Genomic DNA, 18,749 nt, shown 5'->3' with positions numbered 1-18,749 from the left:
AGCCTAATGAAGTGGACCTTCAGACCCCACCCCCCACCGTGAACCCGATCACCGACCCGCCTCCCGCCCGCCGCGCGGCGAACGTCGCGCCCCCATGCGCCAGCGCCACCTCCCGCACGATCGACAGCCCGAGCCCCGACCCGGGCAACGACCGAGCGTCCGCGGCCCGGTAGAACCGGTCGAACACGTGCGTGAGGTCGTCGTCCGTGATTCCGGGCCCCCGGTCCAGCACCTCCACCCGGACCGTCCCGTGCACCGCGGGCCCGGCCACGTTGATCTCGATGGGAGCCGTTCCGCCACGGTCGAACTTCGCCGCGTTCTCCACCAGGTTGGACATGGCCCGCTGGAGCATCCCCGGCCGTCCGTCCGTCGTCGTGTCGCCGCTCGCCCGCACCACGATCCGGCGCCCGGTGCGCCGCTGTGCCAGCCCGGCCACGTCCTCCGCGATATCGGCGAGGTCCACCCGTTGCGGCGGTTCCGTGTCGGACTGCCCGGCCGCCAGATCCACCAACTCGTTGACGAGGTCGGTCAGTTCACGTGCCTCCTGCGCGAGGTCGGCGACCAGCTCGTCCCGGGTCTCCGGCGGGAACTCGTCGATACGGCGCAGCAAGGAGATGTTGGTCCGCAATGACGTCAGCGGCGTACGCAGCTCATGTCCCGCGTCCTGCACCAGCCGCCGCTGGTCCTCCTCGGACTGGGCGAGCCGCCCGAGCATACGGTCGAAGGCACGGCCGAGCCGCCCCACCTCGTCGTATCCGGTGACCGGCACCTGGATGCCGAGCCGGCGCGTCCGCGCGACGTCCTCCGCGGCGGAGGTGAGGACGATCAGGCGCCGGGTGATCCGCCGGGCCAGCCACCAGCCGAACAGCCCGGCCCCGACCACGACCGCCGACATGAGGATCAACGTCCGCTGCTGGAGTGTCCGCAGCAGATCCTCGGTGTTGCTGAACTCCTGCGCGATCTGCACCGCCCCCCGCCCACCGCCGAAGGAGACGGTGGCGACGCGGTAGACGTCGTCGCCGACATCGACGTCCGCGTGCACGACCGTGCGCCCGGAGACCCGCTGGGCGGCGATGCGCCGGTCGGCGTCGGTGACGGGCAGTCCGGGACGCCCCGGGTCGTAGACGGAGCCGTCCGGGCCGAGCACCTGCACATCCGTACGGGCCGGGCGTACCAGATCGTGGCCCGGCGCGGTGGAGGAGAAGTCCACGGGGTCCATCCGCCGGTTGCTGACCTCGTTCCGCACGTCCTGCACGACCTCGTCGAACACGGACTGCTGGTCCACCCGCACCAGCCGGGCGGCGGCGCTGTAGGACAGGATGCCGACGAGCACGGTGACCGCGGCGGTGACGGCGGCGAAGGACACCGCGAACGTGGTGCGCAGGGAGACCAGCCGGGGCCGCGGGCGCCGCAGCAGCCGCCCGACGCGACCCACTCAGTCCTCCCGGAGCACGTAACCCACTCCGCGCACCGTGTGGATGAGCGGCGGGGCACCGGGCTCGTCGAGCTTGCGGCGCAGATAGCCGACGTAGACGGCGAGGTTCTTGGAGCCGGGGCCGAAGTCGTAGCCCCAGATGCGGTCGTAGATGGTGGCGTGGTCGAGGACGATCCCGGCGTTGCGCACGAGCAGTTCCAGCAGCTCGAACTCGGTGCGGGTCAGCTCCAGCTCCCGCTCGCCGCGCCAGGCCCGGCGCGCCTGCGGGTCCATCCGCAGCCCGGCCGCCTCCATGTACCGCTCGGGCACCTGCTCGGGTTCCTGCTTCTTCGGTACGTCGACGGCGGCGCCGCCGGTCCCGCCCTGGCCGGTGCGGCGCAGCAGGGCGCGCAGCCTCGCGAAGACCTCCTCGACGTCGAAGGGCTTGACGACGTAGTCGTCGGCGCCCGCGTCCAGGCCCGCGATACGGTCCTGGGTCTCCACGAGCGCCGTCAGCATCAGGATCGGGGTGCGGTCGCCCTCGGCGCGCAGCACCCGGCAGACCTGGAGGCCGTCGATGCCGGGCATCATCACGTCGAGGACGAGCACGTCCGGCGGTGCGGTGTGGGCCTGCGCCAGCGCCTCCACGCCGTCGGCGACCGCGGTGACCCGGTAGCCCTCCAGGGTCAGGGCACGCTCCAGGGCATGCCGGATGGCGCGGTCGTCTTCGGCGAGGAGCACGGTGTGAGGCACGCAGCAAGTCTGCCAAGGCCTCCGGCCATTCAGCCGTGCGAGCGAGCTTGCCGTCACCCTTCTTACCGGGCTCTCACTGTCACCCGGCCGCGCGGGGGCTGCCGCCCCCACGCCCCCCGCTTCGGCCCTGAACGGGCCTCGTCCTCAAACGCCGGACGGGCTGGATATCGCCGCCAGCTGCTCTGCGAACGGCACCACAGCGAGGTCGTCCTTCGCCGGTCGCACCGAACCCAGCCCGCTCACCAGCGCCGCCAGCTCACCCGCCGCCCGCTCGATACGCCCGTCCAGACCCTCCGCTCCCCAGTCCTCCGAGGCCGCGTAGACGCCGGTCGGGACGATCACGGCCTTCAGGTAGGCGAAGAGGGGGCGCAGGGCGTGTTCCAGGACGAGGGAGTGCCGGGCGGTGCCGCCGGTCGCGGCGATGAGCACCGGCTTCCCGGCGAGCGCGTCCTGCTCCAGGACGTCGAAGAACGACTTGAACAGTCCGCTGTACGACGCCGAGAACACCGGCGTGACCACGATCAGCCCGTCCGCCTCCGTGACCGCCGCCTGCGCGGCGGCCAGCTTGCGGCCGGGGAAGCCGTTGGTGAAGTTGTGCGCGATCTCCACCGCGAGGTCGCGCAGCTCCACGACCTCGATCTCGGCCCCGGTCCGCCCGGCGGCCGCGGCGGCCAGACGGTCGCCGAGCAGTCGGGTGGAGGACGGGACGCTCAGCCCTGCCGAGACGACGACGAGCTTCATGCGACGGTCACCTCCTGGGCGGCCAGCAGGGTCTGATGGGTGGGGGCGTCCGGCACGTTCTCCGGCCGCCCGGCGGCGAACTCCTTGCGCAGCACCGGCACGACCTCCTCGCCGAGCATGTCGAGCTGCTCGAGCACGGTCCTCAACGGCAGCCCCGCGTGGTCCATGAGGAAGAGTTGGCGCTGGTAGTCACCGGCGTACTCGCGGAAGGACAGGGTCTTCTCGATCACCTGCTGCGGCGAGCCGACGGTCAGCGGGGTCTGCTCGGTGAAGTCCTCCAGGGAGGGGCCGTGCCCGTAGACCGGCGCGTTGTCGAAGTACGGACGGAACTCGCGCACCGCGTCCTGGGAGTTCTTCCGCATGAACACCTGCCCGCCGAGCCCGACGATCGCCTGCTCGGGGGTGCCGTGCCCGGGGCACGAGGTGCACCCCGGTCCGGCTCAACTGCCCTTTAGACGCCCAGAAAACGGGCCAGAAGATGTTGTTTTGGCCTCCTCCCTCGCGTGAAGCGAGGGATTCCAACCCCAAGGGCCTGGGCTGAGGTTCACGGGCGCTCGGCCGCTTGCACGACGTCACCCCTCCGGCAGACCCTGCCGCGACACCCCGTCACAGAGCACAGCCACATTATCACGCCACGCAACTGTTATGCAGCGGTGCGTAGTTCTCGATGGCGAGGTTGATGCCCTACCGGATGTCCTGCCCGAACCAGGGGTAGACCGGGCCGGTGTTGCCGCGGCCCATCATCAGGTCCACGCGCCCGTCGGCCAGGTGCTGGAGCATCGCGAAGTCCTCGGCGATCTTCACCGGGTCGTTGGTGGTGATCAGCGTGGTCGAGGTGGAGAGGATCAGCCGCTCCGTCCGCGCCGCGATGTAGCCGAGCATCGTCGTCGGGGACGACGGTACGAACGGCGGGTTGTGGTGCTCACCGGTCGCGAAGACGTCCAGGCCGACCTCCTCGGCCTTCAGCGCGATGGCGACCATGGCCTTGATGCGCTCCCGCTCGGTCGGCGTCCGGCCCGTGGTGGGGTCCGGCGTGACGTCGCCGACGCTGAAGATCCCGAACTGCATGGTCGCTCACCCTCCATGTTGTTGACTGTTCAACTATACCGCTGAACGGTCGGCGGGTCCGCCGTATTCCACCCCTCCCTCCAATCCGATTGACGCCCCCCGGCCGGGCCAGGATATTTATCTGCGTGACACAGACACTGCATGACGCACAAGAAAATGAAGCAAGAGACACTCCGCACGGCGCCCCGGCACAGTGCACCCGCTGGGCGATCCTCGCGGTCGTCCTCGCCGCCGACGTCCTCGACCTCCTCGACGCCACCATCACCAACATCGCCGCCCCCACGATCACGGCCGACCTCGGCGGCGGCGCCGGTCTGATCCAGTGGCTCGGCGCCTCCTACGCACTCGCGCTCGGCGTACTGCTCGTGCCCGGCGGGCGGCTCGGCGACAAGTACGGCCGCCGGCGCCTGTTCCTCATCGGCCTCACCGGGTTCGTGGTCGCGTCCCTGGCCTGCGGTCTCGCGCCGGGTCCGGTGTTCCTGGTGATCGCCCGGCTCGCCCAGGGCGCGTTCGGGGCGCTCGTCATCCCGCAGGGCTTCGGGATCATCGGCGCGACCTGGCCCCGGGAGCAGATCGGCAAGGCGTTCAGCCTCTTCGCGCCGGTGATGGGCCTGTCCGCCGTGGGCGGCCCGATCCTCGCCGGGTTCCTCGTCGACGCCGATCTCGCGGGCCTCGGCTGGCGCCCCATGTTCCTGATCAACCTGCTGCTCGGCGGCGCCGCCCTGTTCGCCGCCGTACGCCTGCTGCCCCGCGACACCGGCGACCGGAGCGTCCGCGTCGACGGCCCCGGCTCGGCCCTGCTCGGCGGCGCGCTGCTCGGTCTGCTCGGCGGTCTGATCGACGGCGCGGGCAACGGCTGGACGCCCCGGGCGTTCGTCGCCCTACTGCTCGGCGCGGTCCTCTTCGCCGGGTTCTGCCACCGCCAGCGCACCGCACCGAACCCGCTCCTGAAGCCGTCCCTCCTGCGGGACCGCGGCTTCACCTCCGGCCTGACGCTCGGCATCGTGGTCTCCGCCTCGACGTCAGGACTCCTCTACGTCATCTCCCTCCACTTCCAGGAGGGGCTGCACCGCTCCCCCGCGGGCACCGCGCTGGGCCTGATCCCGCTGCCCCTGGGGATCGTCATCGCCTCGATCGCCTGCTACCGGCTGATCCACACTCTGGGCCGCCGTCTGGTCCTGGCCGGCCTGCTGATCATCCTGGCGGGCTGCGTCTGGCTGGCCCCGCTGTCCAGCGCCGACGGCTGGACCCTGGTCCCACCGCTGCTGGTCATCGGCGTCGGCATGGGCACCTGCTTCGGCACTGTCTACGACATCACCATCGGCGACATCTCCCCGGAGGAGTCGGGCAGCGCGAGCGGCTCGCTCAGCGCGGTCCAGCAACTGGCCAACGCGATCGGGGCGGCGGCCGTGACGACCGTGTACTTCAAGGCGGCCGACGGCGGCGAGGCCCACGCCACGACACTGACCCTCACCACGGTCGCCGCCGCCGTCACCGTATGCCTGCCACTCGTGACCCTGCTCCCGCGCAAGGCGCCGGAGGGGGGCCACTGAGCAGGTCGGGCGAAGTCCAGTGCGGTTCGGCAGCGCCGCCAAGGGGCGCGCCGCAGACGGTCGACGAACCATAGCGCCACTCCCAGCGGAGCGTCACGGCCGCAGGACCAGCCGTCCCCGCACCCCGCCCTCCGCGAGCCGGGCGTGGGCCTTCGCCGCGTCGTCCAGGGCGTAGGTCTCGGCCACCCGGAGCGTCAGTACGCCCTCGTCGACCAGCCGGACCAGCTCGGCGAGCCGCGCACCGTCGGCGCTCACCTCGACCGTGCCGACCCGCACCCCACGCTCGGCCGCAGGCCCGGCCCCCGGGATGACACCGACGTAGGCGCCCCCGTCGCGCACCCTCGCCAGTGCCGGCCCGCCGAGGACGGCCGCGTCGAGCACGGCGTCGAAGCCGCCCTCGTCGCCGCTCGTGAAGCGAGCGGCTCCCAGGGACCGTACGAGCTCCCCGTCCGCCTCCCGGGCCAGCGCGGTCACCGAGATCCCGCGGTGGGCGGCGAGCTGGACGGCGTATCCGCCGACCGCCCCCGCGGCGCCGGTCACCAGCAGCGACTGGCCCGGCGTCACCTCCAGCAGATCCAGGGCCTGTACGGCGGTCAGGGCGTTCAGCGGAATGGTGGCCGCGTGCACCGCGTCCACGCTCGCCGGCGCCTTGGCCACCGCGTCCGTGTCCACGACGACGTACTCGGCGTGGGTGCCCAGCGGCTTCACCATGCCGTAGTCGAGCGCCACCACCTCGTCGCCGACGGTCCAGGCGGACGCAACCCCCGTCGCGTCCACCGTCCCGGCAACATCCCAGCCAAGCCCGATCCGCTTGCCCGCGCCCCCGAAGACGCCCTGGCGCACCCCGGCGTCCACCGGGTTCAGCGCGGCCGCCGCCACCTTGATCCGCACCTGCCGCGCCCCCGGCTCCGGCACCTCGGTCTCCACGACCTCCACGGCCTCGGGCCCACCGAACGTCGTCACCACCACAGCACGCATGTCTGACAGCTCCTCAAAACAGTTCTGAGAGCCTCGGTATCTCCTCGGCCTCAACAACCCTAGGAAGAGCTACTATCTATTCGTAAGTAGTTACCTGAAGGTGCGTACATCACCCGGAGGTGAGCCATGGCGACGCAGACCGCGGCCCAGCGGCGCGAACAGGCACGCAGGGATTACGACGCGTTCCTGCGCGGCTGCCCGACCAACCAACTCCTCGACCGCATCAGCGACAAGTGGGTCAGCCTGGTCGTCTCCGCCCTCGCGGCAGGACCGATGCGCTACAGCGACCTCGGCCGCAAGATCGCGGGCGTCAGCCCCAAGATGCTGACGCAGACGCTGCGTTCACTGGAGCGCGACGGCATCCTCAGCCGCACGGTCACCCCGTCCGTGCCGGTCCGCGTCGACTACGAACTCACCCCGCTCGGCCACAGCCTGGCCCTGCTGCTGACCGCGGTGAAGGACTGGGCGGAAACCCACATCGAGCAGGTCCACCAGGCGCGCGAGCGCTACGACGGCGACAACTAAGCCTTCTCGGCGCGCAGTCGGGCGACCTGCTCCCCGCTGAACTGAACCGTGCGCCTCATGTGCCCGATGATCAGGGCGAGTTCGGACTCGTCCAGGTCGTCGAAGAGCGCCGACCAGCCGCCGCTCAGCCGCTCCCACATCCGCCCGAACTCGGCGACCTTCTCCGGCACGGTCGCCACCAGCACCCGCCGCCGGTCCTCCGCGTCCCGCTCCCGGACCACGTACCCGGCCCGCTCCAGCCGGTCCACCAGCCGCGTCGCCGATCCCGTGGTCAGCCCCGTCAGCTCCGCCACCCGGCCCGTGGTCACCGGGCCGCCCTCCAGCGTCAGCAGGTTCAGGCACTGGAGGTCGGTCGGATGCAGGCCGATACGGTCGGCGACGGCCTGGTTGAACAGCGCGTACGAGGCCATGTAACGGCGGGAGACCGCGGACAGCTCATCGAGCAGCCGCTCCCGCGTGGATCCGCTCTCCGCCATGCCCACTCCCCGTCACCTGCGCCGTGCAGAGATCGTACGACGCGCACTTGCAGAAGCAGCACTGCTAGAAGTGGTACGTGTCCCCGGTGTCCAGGATCAGCACCCGCAGCCGGTCGTTGTCCGGATTACGGTCCACCGTCCCGCCGCTCCACACCGTGTCGATCTCCAGCAGCACCTCGGACGGCTCCTCCCGCAGCCGCACGCGCAGCGCGATCCGCTCCCCCGCCTCGTCCGCCTCCAGCGCCCCCACCCCGCACAGCACCGTCCCCGGCCCCGACCGGGCACACCCGTACGGCAGCTCCTGCCGGTCGGCGAGCGGCTCGGACCAGCGCAGCCGGACCGTCGCGTCCGGCACCGCCGACGGCCCGTGGTTGCGCGGAGTGAACAGCAGGTCCACCTCACCGGAGGCCAGGGACGCGGCCCCGTGATAGGCGAGGTCCGCCTCCGGGCCGTCGGCGGCACCGGCCCCCGCCGCCCCGCCCGCCACCAGCAGCACCGCCGCGACCCCGGCCCCGAGCACCCGCGCACCCCGCATACCGCCCACTCCTCCGTGATCACACACAGTCGGTCATCCCGTCGTACGGATGTATCCCACGTGAAGCGCGTCACAGGCGCCGTCCATCAGGTGACGGACCGCGGACCGCCCTGTGCGAAGCTGCTGCGCATGCTCGTCGCCCGCTCCGCAGCCCTCTTCGTGGTCGCCGCCCTGTTCGAGATCGGCGGCGCCTGGCTGGTCTGGCAGGGCGTACGGGAGCACCGCGGCTGGCTGTGGATCGGCGCCGGCGTCCTGGCGCTCGGCGCCTACGGATTCGTGGCCACCCTCCAGCCGGACGCGAACTTCGGGCGCATCCTCGCCGCGTACGGCGGGGTCTTCGTGGCCGGCTCCCTCGCCTGGGGCATGGTGGCGGACGGCTACCGGCCCGACCGGTGGGACGTGGCGGGCGCGTTGATCTGCCTCGCGGGGATGGCCGTGATCATGTACGCCCCACGAGGCAGCTGAGCTCAGGGGTCACGCCGGCGGCAGCAGCCCCAGCTGGTCCAGGAACTCCATCTCGTCGAAGTAGAGCCGGTAGTCGACGATGTGTCCGCTGTCGTCGACAGTGGCGAGGTCCACTCCGCGGATCCTGATCTCCTTCTGCGTCGGGGGCAGCATCTCCCCGGTGGGCAGCTGGATCGGCCCCGTGTTCCGGCCGCTGAAGAACCCCTCGTCGATGGCCGTGTTGCCGACCTCGTACGAGTGCACCGGCGTGTACGTGCCCTCGGGCACCGCCTCCGTCATCTGGCGCCAGTACGCGGCGATGTCCTCCCGGCCGTGGAGCTCCCCGCCGTCGGGCGTGACGGCGACCGCGTCCTCCGCGTACAGCTCGCCGATGGTCTTCTGATCCGCCGAAGTGATCGCCTCCGTGAGCCGGTCCATGACCTCACGCGCCTGTCCCATGATCCACCTCCCGCAGTGGAGGATCACCCGTCTCATTGTCTCACCGCCCGCCTATCCTGGCCGGACAGGCTTTCGACCCCCGACCTTCGACCGACCCGTCCCGAGGAGCAGCCCCATGGCCACCGCCGCACCATCCGCCGCCTCCCGCATCGCCGTCGTCACCGGTGCGAGCAGCGGAATCGGCGCCGCCACCGCACGGCAGCTCGCGGCCTCCGGATACCGGGTCGTCCTGACCGCCCGCCGCAAGGACCGCATCGAGGCGCTGGCCGAGGAGATCAACGCCGCCGGCCACTCCGCGGCGGCCTACCAGCTCGACGTCACCGACCGCGCCGCGGTCGACGAGTTCGCCACGGCCTTCAAGACGATCGGCGTCCTCGTCAACAACGCCGGCGGAGCCCTCGGCGCCGACCCGGTCGCCACCGGCGACCCGGCCGACTGGCGCACGATGTACGAGACCAACGTCATCGGCACCCTCAACCTCACCCAGGCCCTCCTCCCCAAGCTGGAGGCGAGCGGCGACGGCACGGTGGTCGTCGTCTCCTCCACCGCCGGCCACGCCACCTACGAGGGCGGCGCGGGCTATGTCGCCGCCAAGCACGGCGCCCACGTCCTGGCGGAGACCCTCCGCCTGGAGATCGTCGGCCGCCCGGTCCGCGTCATCGAGATCGCACCCGGCATGGTCAAGACCGACGAGTTCGCGCTCACCCGCTTCGGCGGCGACGAGGAGAAGGCGGGGAAGGTCTACGAGGGTGTGGCCGAACCCCTCTCCGCGGACGACGTGGCCGACACGATCACCTGGGCGGTGACCCGCCCCAGCCACGTCAACATCGACCTGCTGGTGGTCCGCCCGCGCGCACAGGCGTCGAACACCAAGGTCCACAGGGAGCTGTGATGACGGACAAGGCCCCCAAGGCCCCCAAGAACCCCCAGGAACCCCGGGAGCACCACAACGAACGCCAAATGTGGTGGTGGCTCGGCTACTTCCTCTTCGGCATCCACATCGTGGCGTTCGTCATGATCTACGCGGTAACGCACGCGCCGAAGTAGCACCGACGTAGAACAAGGGTGTGGACAGACACATACGCTTCGACGCCCTGCACAACTTCCGCGACCTGGGCGGCTACCGGACGCCGGACGGCCGCCGTGTCCGCCCCGGCCGCCTCTACCGCGCGGACTCCCTCGGCAAGCTCACCGAGGGAACCGAGGACTGGTCCCGCTTCCTGGCCCTGGGCGTCCGCACGGTGATCGACCTGCGCTACCCGTGGGAGATCGAGACCCGAGGCCGAGTCCCGGACCACGCCTCCTTCACGTACCGCAACCTCAGCATCGAGCACCGCCCCTATGACCAGGCGGCGCTGACCGCCGACGTAGCCGCGGGCCCGTACTTGGCGGAGCGCTTCCTGGAGGTCGCCGAGGACGGCACGGAGGAAATCCGCCAGGCCCTGGAACTGATAGCGAAGTCAGCGGAGTCGAACGAACCCCTGGTCTTCCACTGCGCCTCGGGCAAGGACCGCACGGGCGAACTGGCGGCTCTGGTCCTGTCATTGCTCGGCGTGGACGAGCAGACGATCATCGAGGACTTCAGCCTCACGGAACTGGCCACCGAGGCCCTGCTGTCGGAGTGGCGGGCGAGGAACGACGGCCGCTCCCCGCAGTGGCCGGACTTCGCCAGGGCTCCGGAATCGGTGATGCGCCTGTTCCTGAAAGCGCTGAAGGAGCGATACGGCTCGATAGAGGGCTACGTAACAAAGGCCCTGTCCCTGGACACGAAAGCCCTCACCGACACCCTGCGAACGGCCCTCCTGGAACAACCCCCGGCCACCTGGCCCCAGTTGACCTACCGCAAGGCAACGGCGGCTGAGGCCCCCACCCTGGTCCACCTCCGAGACTCAGCTGCCCTGTGGCAACTGGCCCGCGGAATCGACCAGTGGAAGCCGGGCGAGAAGAACGAAACCCACTTCCGCAACCGCATGCGGGACGGCGAGGTCTGGCTGGCATACGCGGCCGGAAGCCTGACCGGCGCCTGGGAACTCTGGTGGACCGACCCAGCAGCCTGGGGCCCCCGCCCGCCGGACGCGGGCTACATCCACCGCCTGATGACAACTCCCCACACGGCCCCGCCAGGCACAGGCCGCCAGATGCTCACAGAGGCCGAATCCCGTATAGCCGCAACCGGCCGCCCCTACGCCCGCCTGGACTGCCTCTCCTCCAACCCCCGCCTGCGCACGTACTACGAGTCCGCGGGCTACACAGTGGTCGGCGAACAGCACGCAAAGCAGGACGGCAAGGGCAGCCCGTACGCGGTGACGCTGCTGGAGAAGCGGCTCGGATAACCCACAGGGGTGAACATCATCGATCACTCGAACGGCTGCTGAACAGGCGACCTAGGCTCGCACCACCACATCAAATCGACGACCCCCGGCGGGATGCCGGTCCCAGCCGAGGGCCTGACCTGCAAGGAAGGAATACGCTTCCTCATGGCTGACTGCGAGCCTATCGCCCACCAGTTCATGGACCTGACGATCCCCGAGTACGCCTACATGTTCGGCTTCTTGCAAGCGGACGGGCATCTGGCAAAGGGGGTGGGCCGGAAGGGACGTCTGACCGTTGAAATCAACGCCCGCGACGTCGAAGTGCTACGCATGTTCCAGAAGCTGACGCCGTACAACAGCAGCATCACCAGCCGCACCCGGTCCACGAATTTCGCTGACGTGCACACCTCGGTCACCTGGACCCTGTGCTCCCTCGAAGCCAGGACCAAGCTCAACGGCCTCGGCCTGCCGTACGGACGCAAGTCGAAGACGATTGCCCCACCACATGGGGACTTCTCGCACCGGGACTACCTGCGAGGTGTCGTCGATGCAGATGGGTCCGTCGGCTACACGACCCAGGGCTTTCCCTTCATCGGGTTGACCACGGCCAGCACAAACATCGGCGCTTATCTGTGCTTTTACGCAGGGAAAATCACAGGGATGGAGCGCACCCTGAGGCGCAACACCCGAGACGGCATCTACAACATCCTCTACACGAAGGAAGCCGCACAGGAACTGGCCACCCACCTCTACTACGAGGACTGTCTGGCCCTGGACCGCAAGAAGGCTGCGGTCGATTCACTGAGCGCCTGGGTCCGCCCGGCCGACATGAAGATCGCGCCCGAGCGACGCCGCTGGACGAAGGAGGAGGACCGTGTGCTACTGCGGCTGAACAACGACGCCGCAGCTGCCGAGGAACTCGGTCGGACCAAGCACAGCTGTTACATGCGCCTCTGGCGCCTGCGGACCGGTCAAATCCCCGCGCCGGCTGATCGGTAGCAAGAAGGCCCCCGGTCCCGCCGGGGGCCTTGCAGCTCAACCCTTCACACAGATGAACTGCTTCAGCTTCGCCACGACCTCAACGAGATCGCGCTGCTGTGCCATCACCTGGTCGATGTTCTTGTAAGCCCCCGGAATCTCGTCCAGAACGCCGGAGTCCTTACGACACTCGACTCCCCGCGTCTGCTCCTCCAGATCCCGCACCGTGAAGCGCCGCTTCGCCGCATTGCGGCTCATACGCCGACCGGCGCCGTGCGAGGCAGAGTTGAATGCCTTCTCGTTACCGAGCCCTTTCACGATGTACGAGCTGGTACCCATCGAACCCGGAATGATCCCGAACTCACCGGAGCCGGCGCGGATCGCGCCCTTCCGAGTGACCAGCAGGTCCATCCCCTCGTACCGCTCCTCCGCCACGTAGTTATGGTGGCAGGAGATCTCCGGCTCAAACGTGGGCTTCGCCTTCTTGAACTCCTTCCGGATCACGTCCTTCAGGAGCGCCATCATGATCGCGCGGTTGTACTTGGCGTACTCCTGCGCCCAGTACAGGTCATTGCGGTAGGCAGCCATCTGCGGAGTGTCCGAGATGAACACCGCCAAGTCACGGTCGACCAGACCCTGGTTGTGCGGGAGTTTCTGGGCGACGCCGATGTGGTGCTCGGCCAGCTCCTTGCCGATGTTCCGGGAGCCGGAGTGCAGCATGAGCCAAACCACACCCTCCGAGTCCGTGCAACATTCAACTAGATGATTGCCGGCCCCGAGCGTTCCCATCTGCCTGAGGGCCCGCTCCTCCCGGAACTTCACCGCCTCCGCAACCCCGTCGAACCGCCCCCAGAAGTCGTCCCACCCAGCCGTACCGAAGCCGTGCAGCCGCCCCGGATCCACGGGATCGTCATGCATCCCCCGCCCCACCGGAATCGCCTGCTCGATCTTCGACCGCAGCCTGGACAGATCCCCCGGAAGGTCGTTCACCGTGAGGGACGTCCTGACCGCCGACATCCCACAACCGATGTCCACCCCCACCGCCGCAGGACACACCGCCCCCTGCATCGCGATGACGGACCCCACCGTCGCACCCTTGCCGTAGTGAACGTCCGGCATGACCGCCAGGCCCTTGATCCACGGCAGGGTCGCCACGTTCCGCAACTGCTGGAGGGCCACGTCCTCGACCGACGCGGGGTCGGTCCACATACGGATCGGAACCTTCGCTCCGGATATTTCCACGTACGACATCTCGTCCTCATTCCCCCGATAAACAGCACAAGTCTCAAATCGCAAAACCGGCGCCAACGTCAACGAAAGGGACAACGGACCGGCGTTCACGGCAGTGCGTGCGATACACATTGTCTGCAGGGGCCGCCCCCACCCCGCAAACGATTAAGCCGCAGCGAGAGGAGCCGACCGTGCAGCGGAAGGCGTACGTATCCGGCGCCGTCGCGCTCCTCGCGGCACTTCTGGCCGGCTGCACCGGCAGCTCCACGGACGGCAGCCCGACGGACGATTCCAACCTGGGCGACTCCGGTACGGCCACGGCGGCGGCCGAGCCCGGTCGCTACCGCACACTCCCGGAACCCTGCAGCTCGGTCGACCAGGACACCCTCGACACCCTCCTCCCCGGCATCCCGCAGATCGCCGACGAGAACCAGCGCGAGAAGGCCTACGAGGGCACCGCGACCCTCACCTACGACACCGACCGCAAGGTCGGCTGCCGTTGGAAGGTGGAGTCGGCGGACGCCACCGACCATCTCCTCATCGACTTCGAGCGGGTCGTGTCGTACGACAACGCCGTCAGCGACGACAGCCAGGCCCAGCAGGTCTTCTCCACCCAGCAGGCGGCCGCCGACCTCCCGGAGCCGACCGTCACGGAATCCGCCACCGAAAGCTCCACGGCCACCCCGAGCGACTCCGCGTCCGCCTCGGTGACCCCCTCGGACTCCGCCTCCGCCTCCTCTTCCCCTTCCTCTTCCTCCTCGCCGTCCACCACCCCCGCCGACCTCCAGCCCCGCATCCTCGACGACCTGGGCGACGAGGCGTTCCTGAACGACGTGTTGAGCAGCGCCGGCTCGACGGCCCAGCAGCGCACGGTGACTGTGGCGTTCCGCACGTCCAACGTCATCGTGACCATCCAGTACGAGGAGCAGCCGGCCACCGTCGGCACCGTCCCGGACAGCAAGGAAATGCAGGACAGGGCGCGGAAACTGGCGGCCGAGCTGGCGGACGCGCTGGCCGGCTGAGGCTTGTTCGCGACCGTTTGTGAAGACGGCGAAACAGAAACGTACGGCTTGCGCACCGCGTACCGTGGCCCCTCGGACCCGATCCGACGGCAGAAACCACGAGTCTCATGAGTGAAGGAACCATGCAGCGAGCAGCCCAGCGTGACCCGAGCCATCAGCGAGCCAGGCGCCTTTCCCGCGCTGTTGTCGGTGCGGCCGCCGTCCCGGTGATGCTGATCGCCGCCGGCTGCTCCTCGGACTCCGGCTCGGACGACGCGGGCAAGGACTCCTCAGCGAGCGCCTCGGCGTCGGCGAGCCCGTCGCCCACGGTGCAGGCGGCCGCGTACAGCAAGCTGCCCGAGGCATGCGATGTGTTGTCGAAGGACACACTGTCCGATCTGGTGCCGAAGGCCGGCAAGTCGGGCAAGGAGGGCGCGTCCAACGACACCGCGGCGCGCGCCAGCTGCTCCTGGGACAGCCTGGACAACAACGGCGTGGAGGGCTCGCAGTTCCGCTGGCTGAACGTCTCGCTGCTGCGCTTCGACTCGGATGTCACCCGCGGTGAGGGCGACAAGCTGGCGCAGGAGTACTACGCGAAGCAGGTCAAGGACGTCCAGGCGGTGGACGGCGCGAAGAACGTCAAGTCCGAGCCGGTGACCGGGACGGGCGACGAGGCAACGGCCGTGCGCTACGACCTGAAGAAGAAGGAAGGCTCCTTCAAGCAGCAGACGATCGTGGCCCGCGTCGAGAACGTCGTCATCACCGTCGACTACAACGGCGCCGGTCTCGCCGGTGAGAAGACGCCGAGCGCGGACACCCTCACCACGCTGGCGAAGAAGGCCGCCAAGGAGGCGGTGGCCGCGGTGACGAAGGCGAACGGCGGTGGCACGTCGGCCTCCAAGTCGCCCTCGGAAAAGGCTACTTCGTCCGCCTCGAAATCGTCGTCCAAGTCGCCGACGAAGAAAAGCTGACGCTCTCGTTCCGGACCGGCGACCCGTGCGCCGCACACATGTGCCACCCTGTTGCGCGCAACAACACGCAAGGGGAGGGGAGTAGCGGGTGGCCGCGCCAATACAGCTGACCCGGATGCACCGCGTTCTCATCGGCGTGGTCGTGTTCGGCGCAGTGATCATCGCCGGCATCGGCTTCGCGGGGTCGTACGCCGCCGTCCGCGAACTGGCCATCAAGAAGGGGTTCGGGAACTTCTCGTACGTCTTCCCGATCGGCATCGACGCGGGCATCTGCGTCCTGCTGGCTCTGGATCTGCTGTTGACGTGGATCCGTATCCCGTTCCCGCTGCTGCGCCAGACGGCGTGGCTGCTGACGGCGGCCACCATCGCCTTCAACGGCGCGGCGGCCTGGCCGGACCCGCTGGGTGTCGGCATGCACGGGGTGATCCCGATCCTGTTCGTGGTCGCGGTGGAAGCGGCCCGCCACGCGATCGGCCGTATCGCGGACATCACGGCCGACAAGCACATGGAGGGCGTACGTCTGACCCGCTGGCTCCTGAGCCCGGTCCCGACGTTCCTCCTGTGGCGCCGAATGAAGCTCTGGGAGCTCCGCTCGTACGAACAGGTCATCAAGCTGGAGCAGGAGCGTCTGGTCTACCAGGCCCGCCTGCGCTCCCGCTACGGCAAGGCCTGGCGCCGCAAGGCCCCGGTGGAGAGCCTGATGCCGTTGAGGCTGGCAAGGTACGGCGTCCCCCTGGCGGAGACGGCCCCGGCGGGCTTGGCGGCGGCGGGCATAGAACCGGCACTGATACCCGGGCCCGGCGCAGCCGCGGGCAATCGTGCCGATGGGGCGGCACCCGTCCCACAGAAAGCGGCACCTCGCAGCGAGCAGCGCCCCGAACTGGTCAGCAACAACAACGCCGAGCAGTTCGCGTACGAACCTGAGCCGGAAGAAAGCCCCTGGCTGCACGCCAGGCACCCGGAGCAGACCGAGTACCAAGGCGGCTACGACCCGACCTTCGACCCGGACTACGACCAGTGGTACGCCCACCAGCAGTACGCCGAGCAGCAGAACGCCGAGCAGCAGTACCAGGAAGCACCCCCCGCCCCGGAACCCTCCATGGAGGAGACGGGAAGCTTCCCCATCCCGGTGGCCCCCGGCCGCACCCGCGAGCTCGGCGAGGGCGGCGGCACCCTCCCCGCCGAACCGGACGAGGACGCCTACTACCAGGTCTTCCGTGAGTCGATAAAGAGCGGGAACGGAGCGCCCACCCCCCGTGGCTTCATGGCCGACGTCGAGGCGACCTACGGCATCGCGCTCCCCGAGGCCGAGGCCAAGCGCATGGTGAACCGCTTCTCGAACCGCCTCAACGCGGAACTGGCGGACGAGCACATCGCCTAGAAGGCACAAGAAAGGGGGCCCTCGACCAAGCCGAGGGCCCCCTTTACCGTGCCGCTTACTCCCCGAGCAGGGCCCGCACCCGCTCCTGCCCCACCGCAAGCAGCAGCGTAGGCAGCCGGGGCCCGGTGTCCCGCCCGACGAGCAGGTGGTACAGCAGCGCGAAGAACGTCCGCTGAGCCGTCTTGATCTCGGGCGGCAGTTCCTTGGGCGTGGCGTCGGCGGAGAACCCGGCCTGCACCTTGGGCACGCCGTACACCAGGTGCGTCAGCCCGTCGAGCGACCAGTGATCGGCGAGCCCGTCGAGCAGCAGCCGTAGCGACCGCCGGGACGCCTCGTCGAGAGACTTCAGCAGCTCGACGTCGGGCTCGGAACGCACGATGGTCCGCTGGTCGGCGGGCACATGCGTGTTGATCCAGGCCTCGGCCTTGTCGTACCGCGGCCGGGCCTCGTCCAGCGAGCCGAGCGGGTTGGACGGGTCCAGCTCGGACAGGATCCGCAGCGCCTGGTCCTCGTGCCCGGCGGTGATGTCGGCGACGGACGCGAGGGTCCGGTACGGCATCGGCCGGTCCGTACGAGGCAGCTCCCCGTCCGCGGTACGCACCGCACGCGAGTGCGCGGCGATGTCCGCCGGGAGGGCAGAGCCGTCGGCGACCTTGGCGTCGAGCTTGTCCCACTCGTCGTACAGCCGCTGGATCTCCTGGTCGAAGGCGATCTTGAAGGACTGGTTGGGCCGACGGCGGGCGTACAGCCAGCGCAGCAGCTGGGGCTCCATGATCTGGAGGGCGTCCGCGGGCGTGGGCACGCCGCCGCGCGAGGACGACATCTTCGCCATCCCGGAGATGCCGACGAAGGCGTACATCGGCCCGATGGGCTGCTTGCCGCCGAAGATCCCGACGATCTGCCCGCCGACCTGGAAGGAGGAGCCCGGGGAGGAGTGGTCGACACCGCTCGGCTCGAACACGACGCCCTCGTAGGCCCAGCGCATGGGCCAGTCGACCTTCCAGACGAGCTTGCCGCGGTTGAACTCGCTCAGCCGGACGGTCTCGGAGAAGCCGCACTCGTTGCAGGCGTACGACAGCTCGGTGGTCTCGTCCTCGTAGGAGGTGACCGTGGTCAGGTCCTTCTCGCAGTTGCCGCAGTACGGCTTGTACGGGAAGTACCCGGCGGCGCCCAGGGAGCCGTCGTCCTCGCTCGCGGCGCCCGATCCCTCGGCGGCCTCCAGCTCGGCCTCGTCGACGGGCTTCTGCGACTTCTTGGCCGGGCCCTTCTTGGTCCGGTACTGCGCGAGCACGGCATCGATGTCGGCGCGGTGCTTCATGGCGTGCAGGATCTGCTCGCGGTACACGCCGGAGGTGTACTGCGCGGTCTGGCTGATCCCGTCGAACTCGACGCCCAGCTCGGCGAGCGAGTCGATCATCGCGGCCTTGAAGTGCTCGGCCCAGTTCGGGTACGGCGAGCCCTTCGGCGCCGGCACCGAGGTGAGCGGCTTGCCGATGTGCTCGGCCCAGGCGTCCTCGTCGACCCCGGCGATGCCCTTGGGCACCTTGCGGTAGCGGTCGTAGTCGTCCCAGGAGATCAGGTGCCGGACCTGGTACCCGCGCCGCCGGATCTCGTCGGCGACGAGGTGGGGCGTCATGACCTCGCGGAGGTTGCCCAGGTGAATGGGACCGGAGGGGGAGAGTCCGGAGGCGACGACGACCGGTTTGCCCGGGGCCCGACGCTCCGACTCCTCGATGACCTCATCCGCGAAACGGGAGACCCAGTCGGTGGTCTCGGTGCTCTGAGCCACGATCGGCACGTCCTTCTTTCTCCAGGGCAGCCAGTACGGTCAAACGGCTGACGCGGACATTCTCCCAGACCGCACCGCGCCCGGGAAAACCGCTTTACCCCCATGGGATACTGGCCGGGTCTATCCATCCCACGAGGAGAA

19 protein-coding genes and 1 pseudogene are annotated in these 18,749 nt (G+C 69.4%); 10 read left to right on the top strand and 10 right to left on the bottom strand.

Going from position 1 to position 18,749, the window contains the following annotated elements:
- Positions 1 to 19: 19 nt before the first annotated feature.
- From H4N64_RS31130 to H4N64_RS46470, 4 genes and pseudogenes are all read right to left on the bottom strand, one after another.
- Positions 20 to 1,435 (bottom strand): ATP-binding protein, encoded by a 1,416-nt coding sequence (locus H4N64_RS31130; protein WP_186285775.1) that lies wholly within the window; start codon positions 1,433 to 1,435, stop codon positions 20 to 22.
- Positions 1,436 to 2,155, bottom strand: a complete 720-nt coding sequence (locus tag H4N64_RS31125; protein WP_336246842.1) for a response regulator transcription factor — start codon at positions 2,153 to 2,155, stop codon at positions 1,436 to 1,438. It lies immediately after the preceding gene.
- A 156-nt stretch (positions 2,156 to 2,311) separates the two neighbouring features.
- Positions 2,312 to 2,908: a CE1759 family FMN reductase gene (locus tag H4N64_RS31120; RefSeq protein WP_186285773.1), complete on the bottom strand. Its 597-nt coding sequence runs from the start codon at positions 2,906 to 2,908 to the stop codon at positions 2,312 to 2,314.
- Positions 2,905 to 3,976: pseudogene (locus H4N64_RS46470) on the bottom strand (CE1758 family FMN-dependent luciferase-like monooxygenase). Before H4N64_RS46470 ends, H4N64_RS31120 begins: the two are co-directional and overlap by 4 nt.
- A gap of 125 nt (positions 3,977 to 4,101) precedes the next feature.
- On the opposite strand from H4N64_RS46470, the gene H4N64_RS31110 reads away from it, so the two are divergent.
- Positions 4,102 to 5,529, top strand: coding sequence for an MFS transporter (locus H4N64_RS31110; protein ID WP_186285772.1), 1,428 nt, complete (start codon positions 4,102 to 4,104; stop codon positions 5,527 to 5,529).
- Between the two features lie 93 nt (positions 5,530 to 5,622).
- On the opposite strand, the gene H4N64_RS31105 is transcribed toward H4N64_RS31110, so the two are convergent.
- Positions 5,623 to 6,507, bottom strand: a complete 885-nt coding sequence (locus H4N64_RS31105; RefSeq protein WP_186285771.1) for an NADP-dependent oxidoreductase — start codon at positions 6,505 to 6,507, stop codon at positions 5,623 to 5,625.
- Between the two features lie 126 nt (positions 6,508 to 6,633).
- On the opposite strand from H4N64_RS31105, the gene H4N64_RS31100 reads away from it, so the two are divergent.
- Positions 6,634 to 7,032 carry a winged helix-turn-helix transcriptional regulator gene (locus H4N64_RS31100; protein ID WP_186285770.1) on the top strand — a complete coding sequence of 133 codons (399 nt, stop codon included), beginning with the start codon at positions 6,634 to 6,636 and terminating at the stop codon, positions 7,030 to 7,032.
- On the opposite strand, the gene H4N64_RS31095 is transcribed toward H4N64_RS31100, so the two are convergent.
- Together H4N64_RS31095 and H4N64_RS31090 are read right to left on the bottom strand one after the other, a co-directional pair.
- Positions 7,029 to 7,508 (bottom strand): MarR family winged helix-turn-helix transcriptional regulator, encoded by a 480-nt coding sequence (locus H4N64_RS31095; protein ID WP_186285769.1) that lies wholly within the window; start codon positions 7,506 to 7,508, stop codon positions 7,029 to 7,031. The genes H4N64_RS31100 and H4N64_RS31095 overlap by 4 nt on opposite strands.
- 64 nt (positions 7,509 to 7,572) lie before the next feature.
- Positions 7,573 to 8,043, bottom strand: coding sequence for a hypothetical protein (locus H4N64_RS31090; RefSeq protein ID WP_186285768.1), 471 nt, complete (start codon positions 8,041 to 8,043; stop codon positions 7,573 to 7,575).
- 129 nt (positions 8,044 to 8,172) lie between these two features.
- Here H4N64_RS31090 and H4N64_RS31085 point away from each other — a divergent pair, with 129 nt between their 5' ends.
- Positions 8,173 to 8,508 (top strand): YnfA family protein, encoded by a 336-nt coding sequence (locus H4N64_RS31085; protein WP_186285796.1) that lies wholly within the window; start codon positions 8,173 to 8,175, stop codon positions 8,506 to 8,508.
- A gap of 9 nt (positions 8,509 to 8,517) precedes the next feature.
- Here H4N64_RS31085 and H4N64_RS31080 read toward each other — a convergent pair whose 3' ends face one another.
- On the bottom strand, positions 8,518 to 8,946 hold the full coding sequence (locus H4N64_RS31080; protein ID WP_186285767.1) for an ester cyclase: 429 nt from the start codon (positions 8,944 to 8,946) through the stop codon (positions 8,518 to 8,520).
- Between the two features lie 115 nt (positions 8,947 to 9,061).
- Here H4N64_RS31080 and H4N64_RS31075 point away from each other — a divergent pair, with 115 nt between their 5' ends.
- The 4 genes from H4N64_RS31075 (at position 9,062) to H4N64_RS31060 (ending at position 12,257) form a co-directional block, all read left to right on the top strand.
- Entirely contained in the window at positions 9,062 to 9,838 is a 777-nt protein-coding gene (locus H4N64_RS31075; protein ID WP_186285766.1) for an SDR family NAD(P)-dependent oxidoreductase, read from the top strand.
- Complete coding sequence (locus H4N64_RS31070) at positions 9,838 to 9,993, top strand: hypothetical protein (RefSeq protein WP_186285765.1); 156 nt, start codon at positions 9,838 to 9,840, stop codon at positions 9,991 to 9,993. Before H4N64_RS31075 ends, H4N64_RS31070 begins: the two co-directional genes overlap by 1 nt.
- A 20-nt stretch (positions 9,994 to 10,013) precedes the next feature.
- Positions 10,014 to 11,279, top strand: coding sequence for a tyrosine-protein phosphatase (locus tag H4N64_RS31065; protein ID WP_186285764.1), 1,266 nt, complete (start codon positions 10,014 to 10,016; stop codon positions 11,277 to 11,279).
- A 144-nt stretch (positions 11,280 to 11,423) separates the two neighbouring features.
- Entirely contained in the window at positions 11,424 to 12,257 is an 834-nt protein-coding gene (locus tag H4N64_RS31060; RefSeq protein WP_186285763.1) for a hypothetical protein, read from the top strand.
- 36 nt (positions 12,258 to 12,293) lie between these two features.
- On the opposite strand, the gene H4N64_RS31055 is transcribed toward H4N64_RS31060, so the two are convergent.
- Positions 12,294 to 13,487 (bottom strand): RtcB family protein, encoded by a 1,194-nt coding sequence (locus tag H4N64_RS31055; RefSeq protein ID WP_186285762.1) that lies wholly within the window; start codon positions 13,485 to 13,487, stop codon positions 12,294 to 12,296.
- Positions 13,488 to 13,657: 170 nt separating this feature from the next.
- On the opposite strand from H4N64_RS31055, the gene H4N64_RS31050 reads away from it, so the two are divergent.
- The 3 genes from H4N64_RS31050 to H4N64_RS31040 all read left to right on the top strand — a co-directional run bounded on the left by H4N64_RS31050 (position 13,658) and on the right by H4N64_RS31040 (position 16,819).
- Complete coding sequence (locus H4N64_RS31050) at positions 13,658 to 14,488, top strand: DUF3558 domain-containing protein (protein ID WP_186285761.1); 831 nt, start codon at positions 13,658 to 13,660, stop codon at positions 14,486 to 14,488.
- Positions 14,489 to 14,595: 107 nt separating this feature from the next.
- Entirely contained in the window at positions 14,596 to 15,438 is an 843-nt protein-coding gene (locus H4N64_RS31045; protein WP_186285760.1) for a DUF3558 family protein, read from the top strand.
- An 88-nt stretch (positions 15,439 to 15,526) separates the two neighbouring features.
- Positions 15,527 to 16,819, top strand: a complete 1,293-nt coding sequence (locus H4N64_RS31040; RefSeq protein WP_186285759.1) for a DUF2637 domain-containing protein — start codon at positions 15,527 to 15,529, stop codon at positions 16,817 to 16,819.
- Between the two features lie 55 nt (positions 16,820 to 16,874).
- On the opposite strand, the gene lysS is transcribed toward H4N64_RS31040, so the two are convergent.
- Complete coding sequence (lysS, locus tag H4N64_RS31035; protein WP_186285758.1) at positions 16,875 to 18,617, bottom strand: lysine--tRNA ligase; 1,743 nt, start codon at positions 18,615 to 18,617, stop codon at positions 16,875 to 16,877.
- Between the last annotated feature and the right edge of the window lie 132 nt (positions 18,618 to 18,749).

The sequence above is a fragment of the Streptomyces cupreus genome, from assembly GCF_014257025.1.
Taxonomy (GTDB): domain Bacteria; phylum Actinomycetota; class Actinomycetes; order Streptomycetales; family Streptomycetaceae; genus Streptomyces; species Streptomyces cupreus.
The sequence above is the reverse complement of the archived record's forward strand: the minus strand, read 5'-3'. Positions and strand labels throughout refer to the sequence as shown.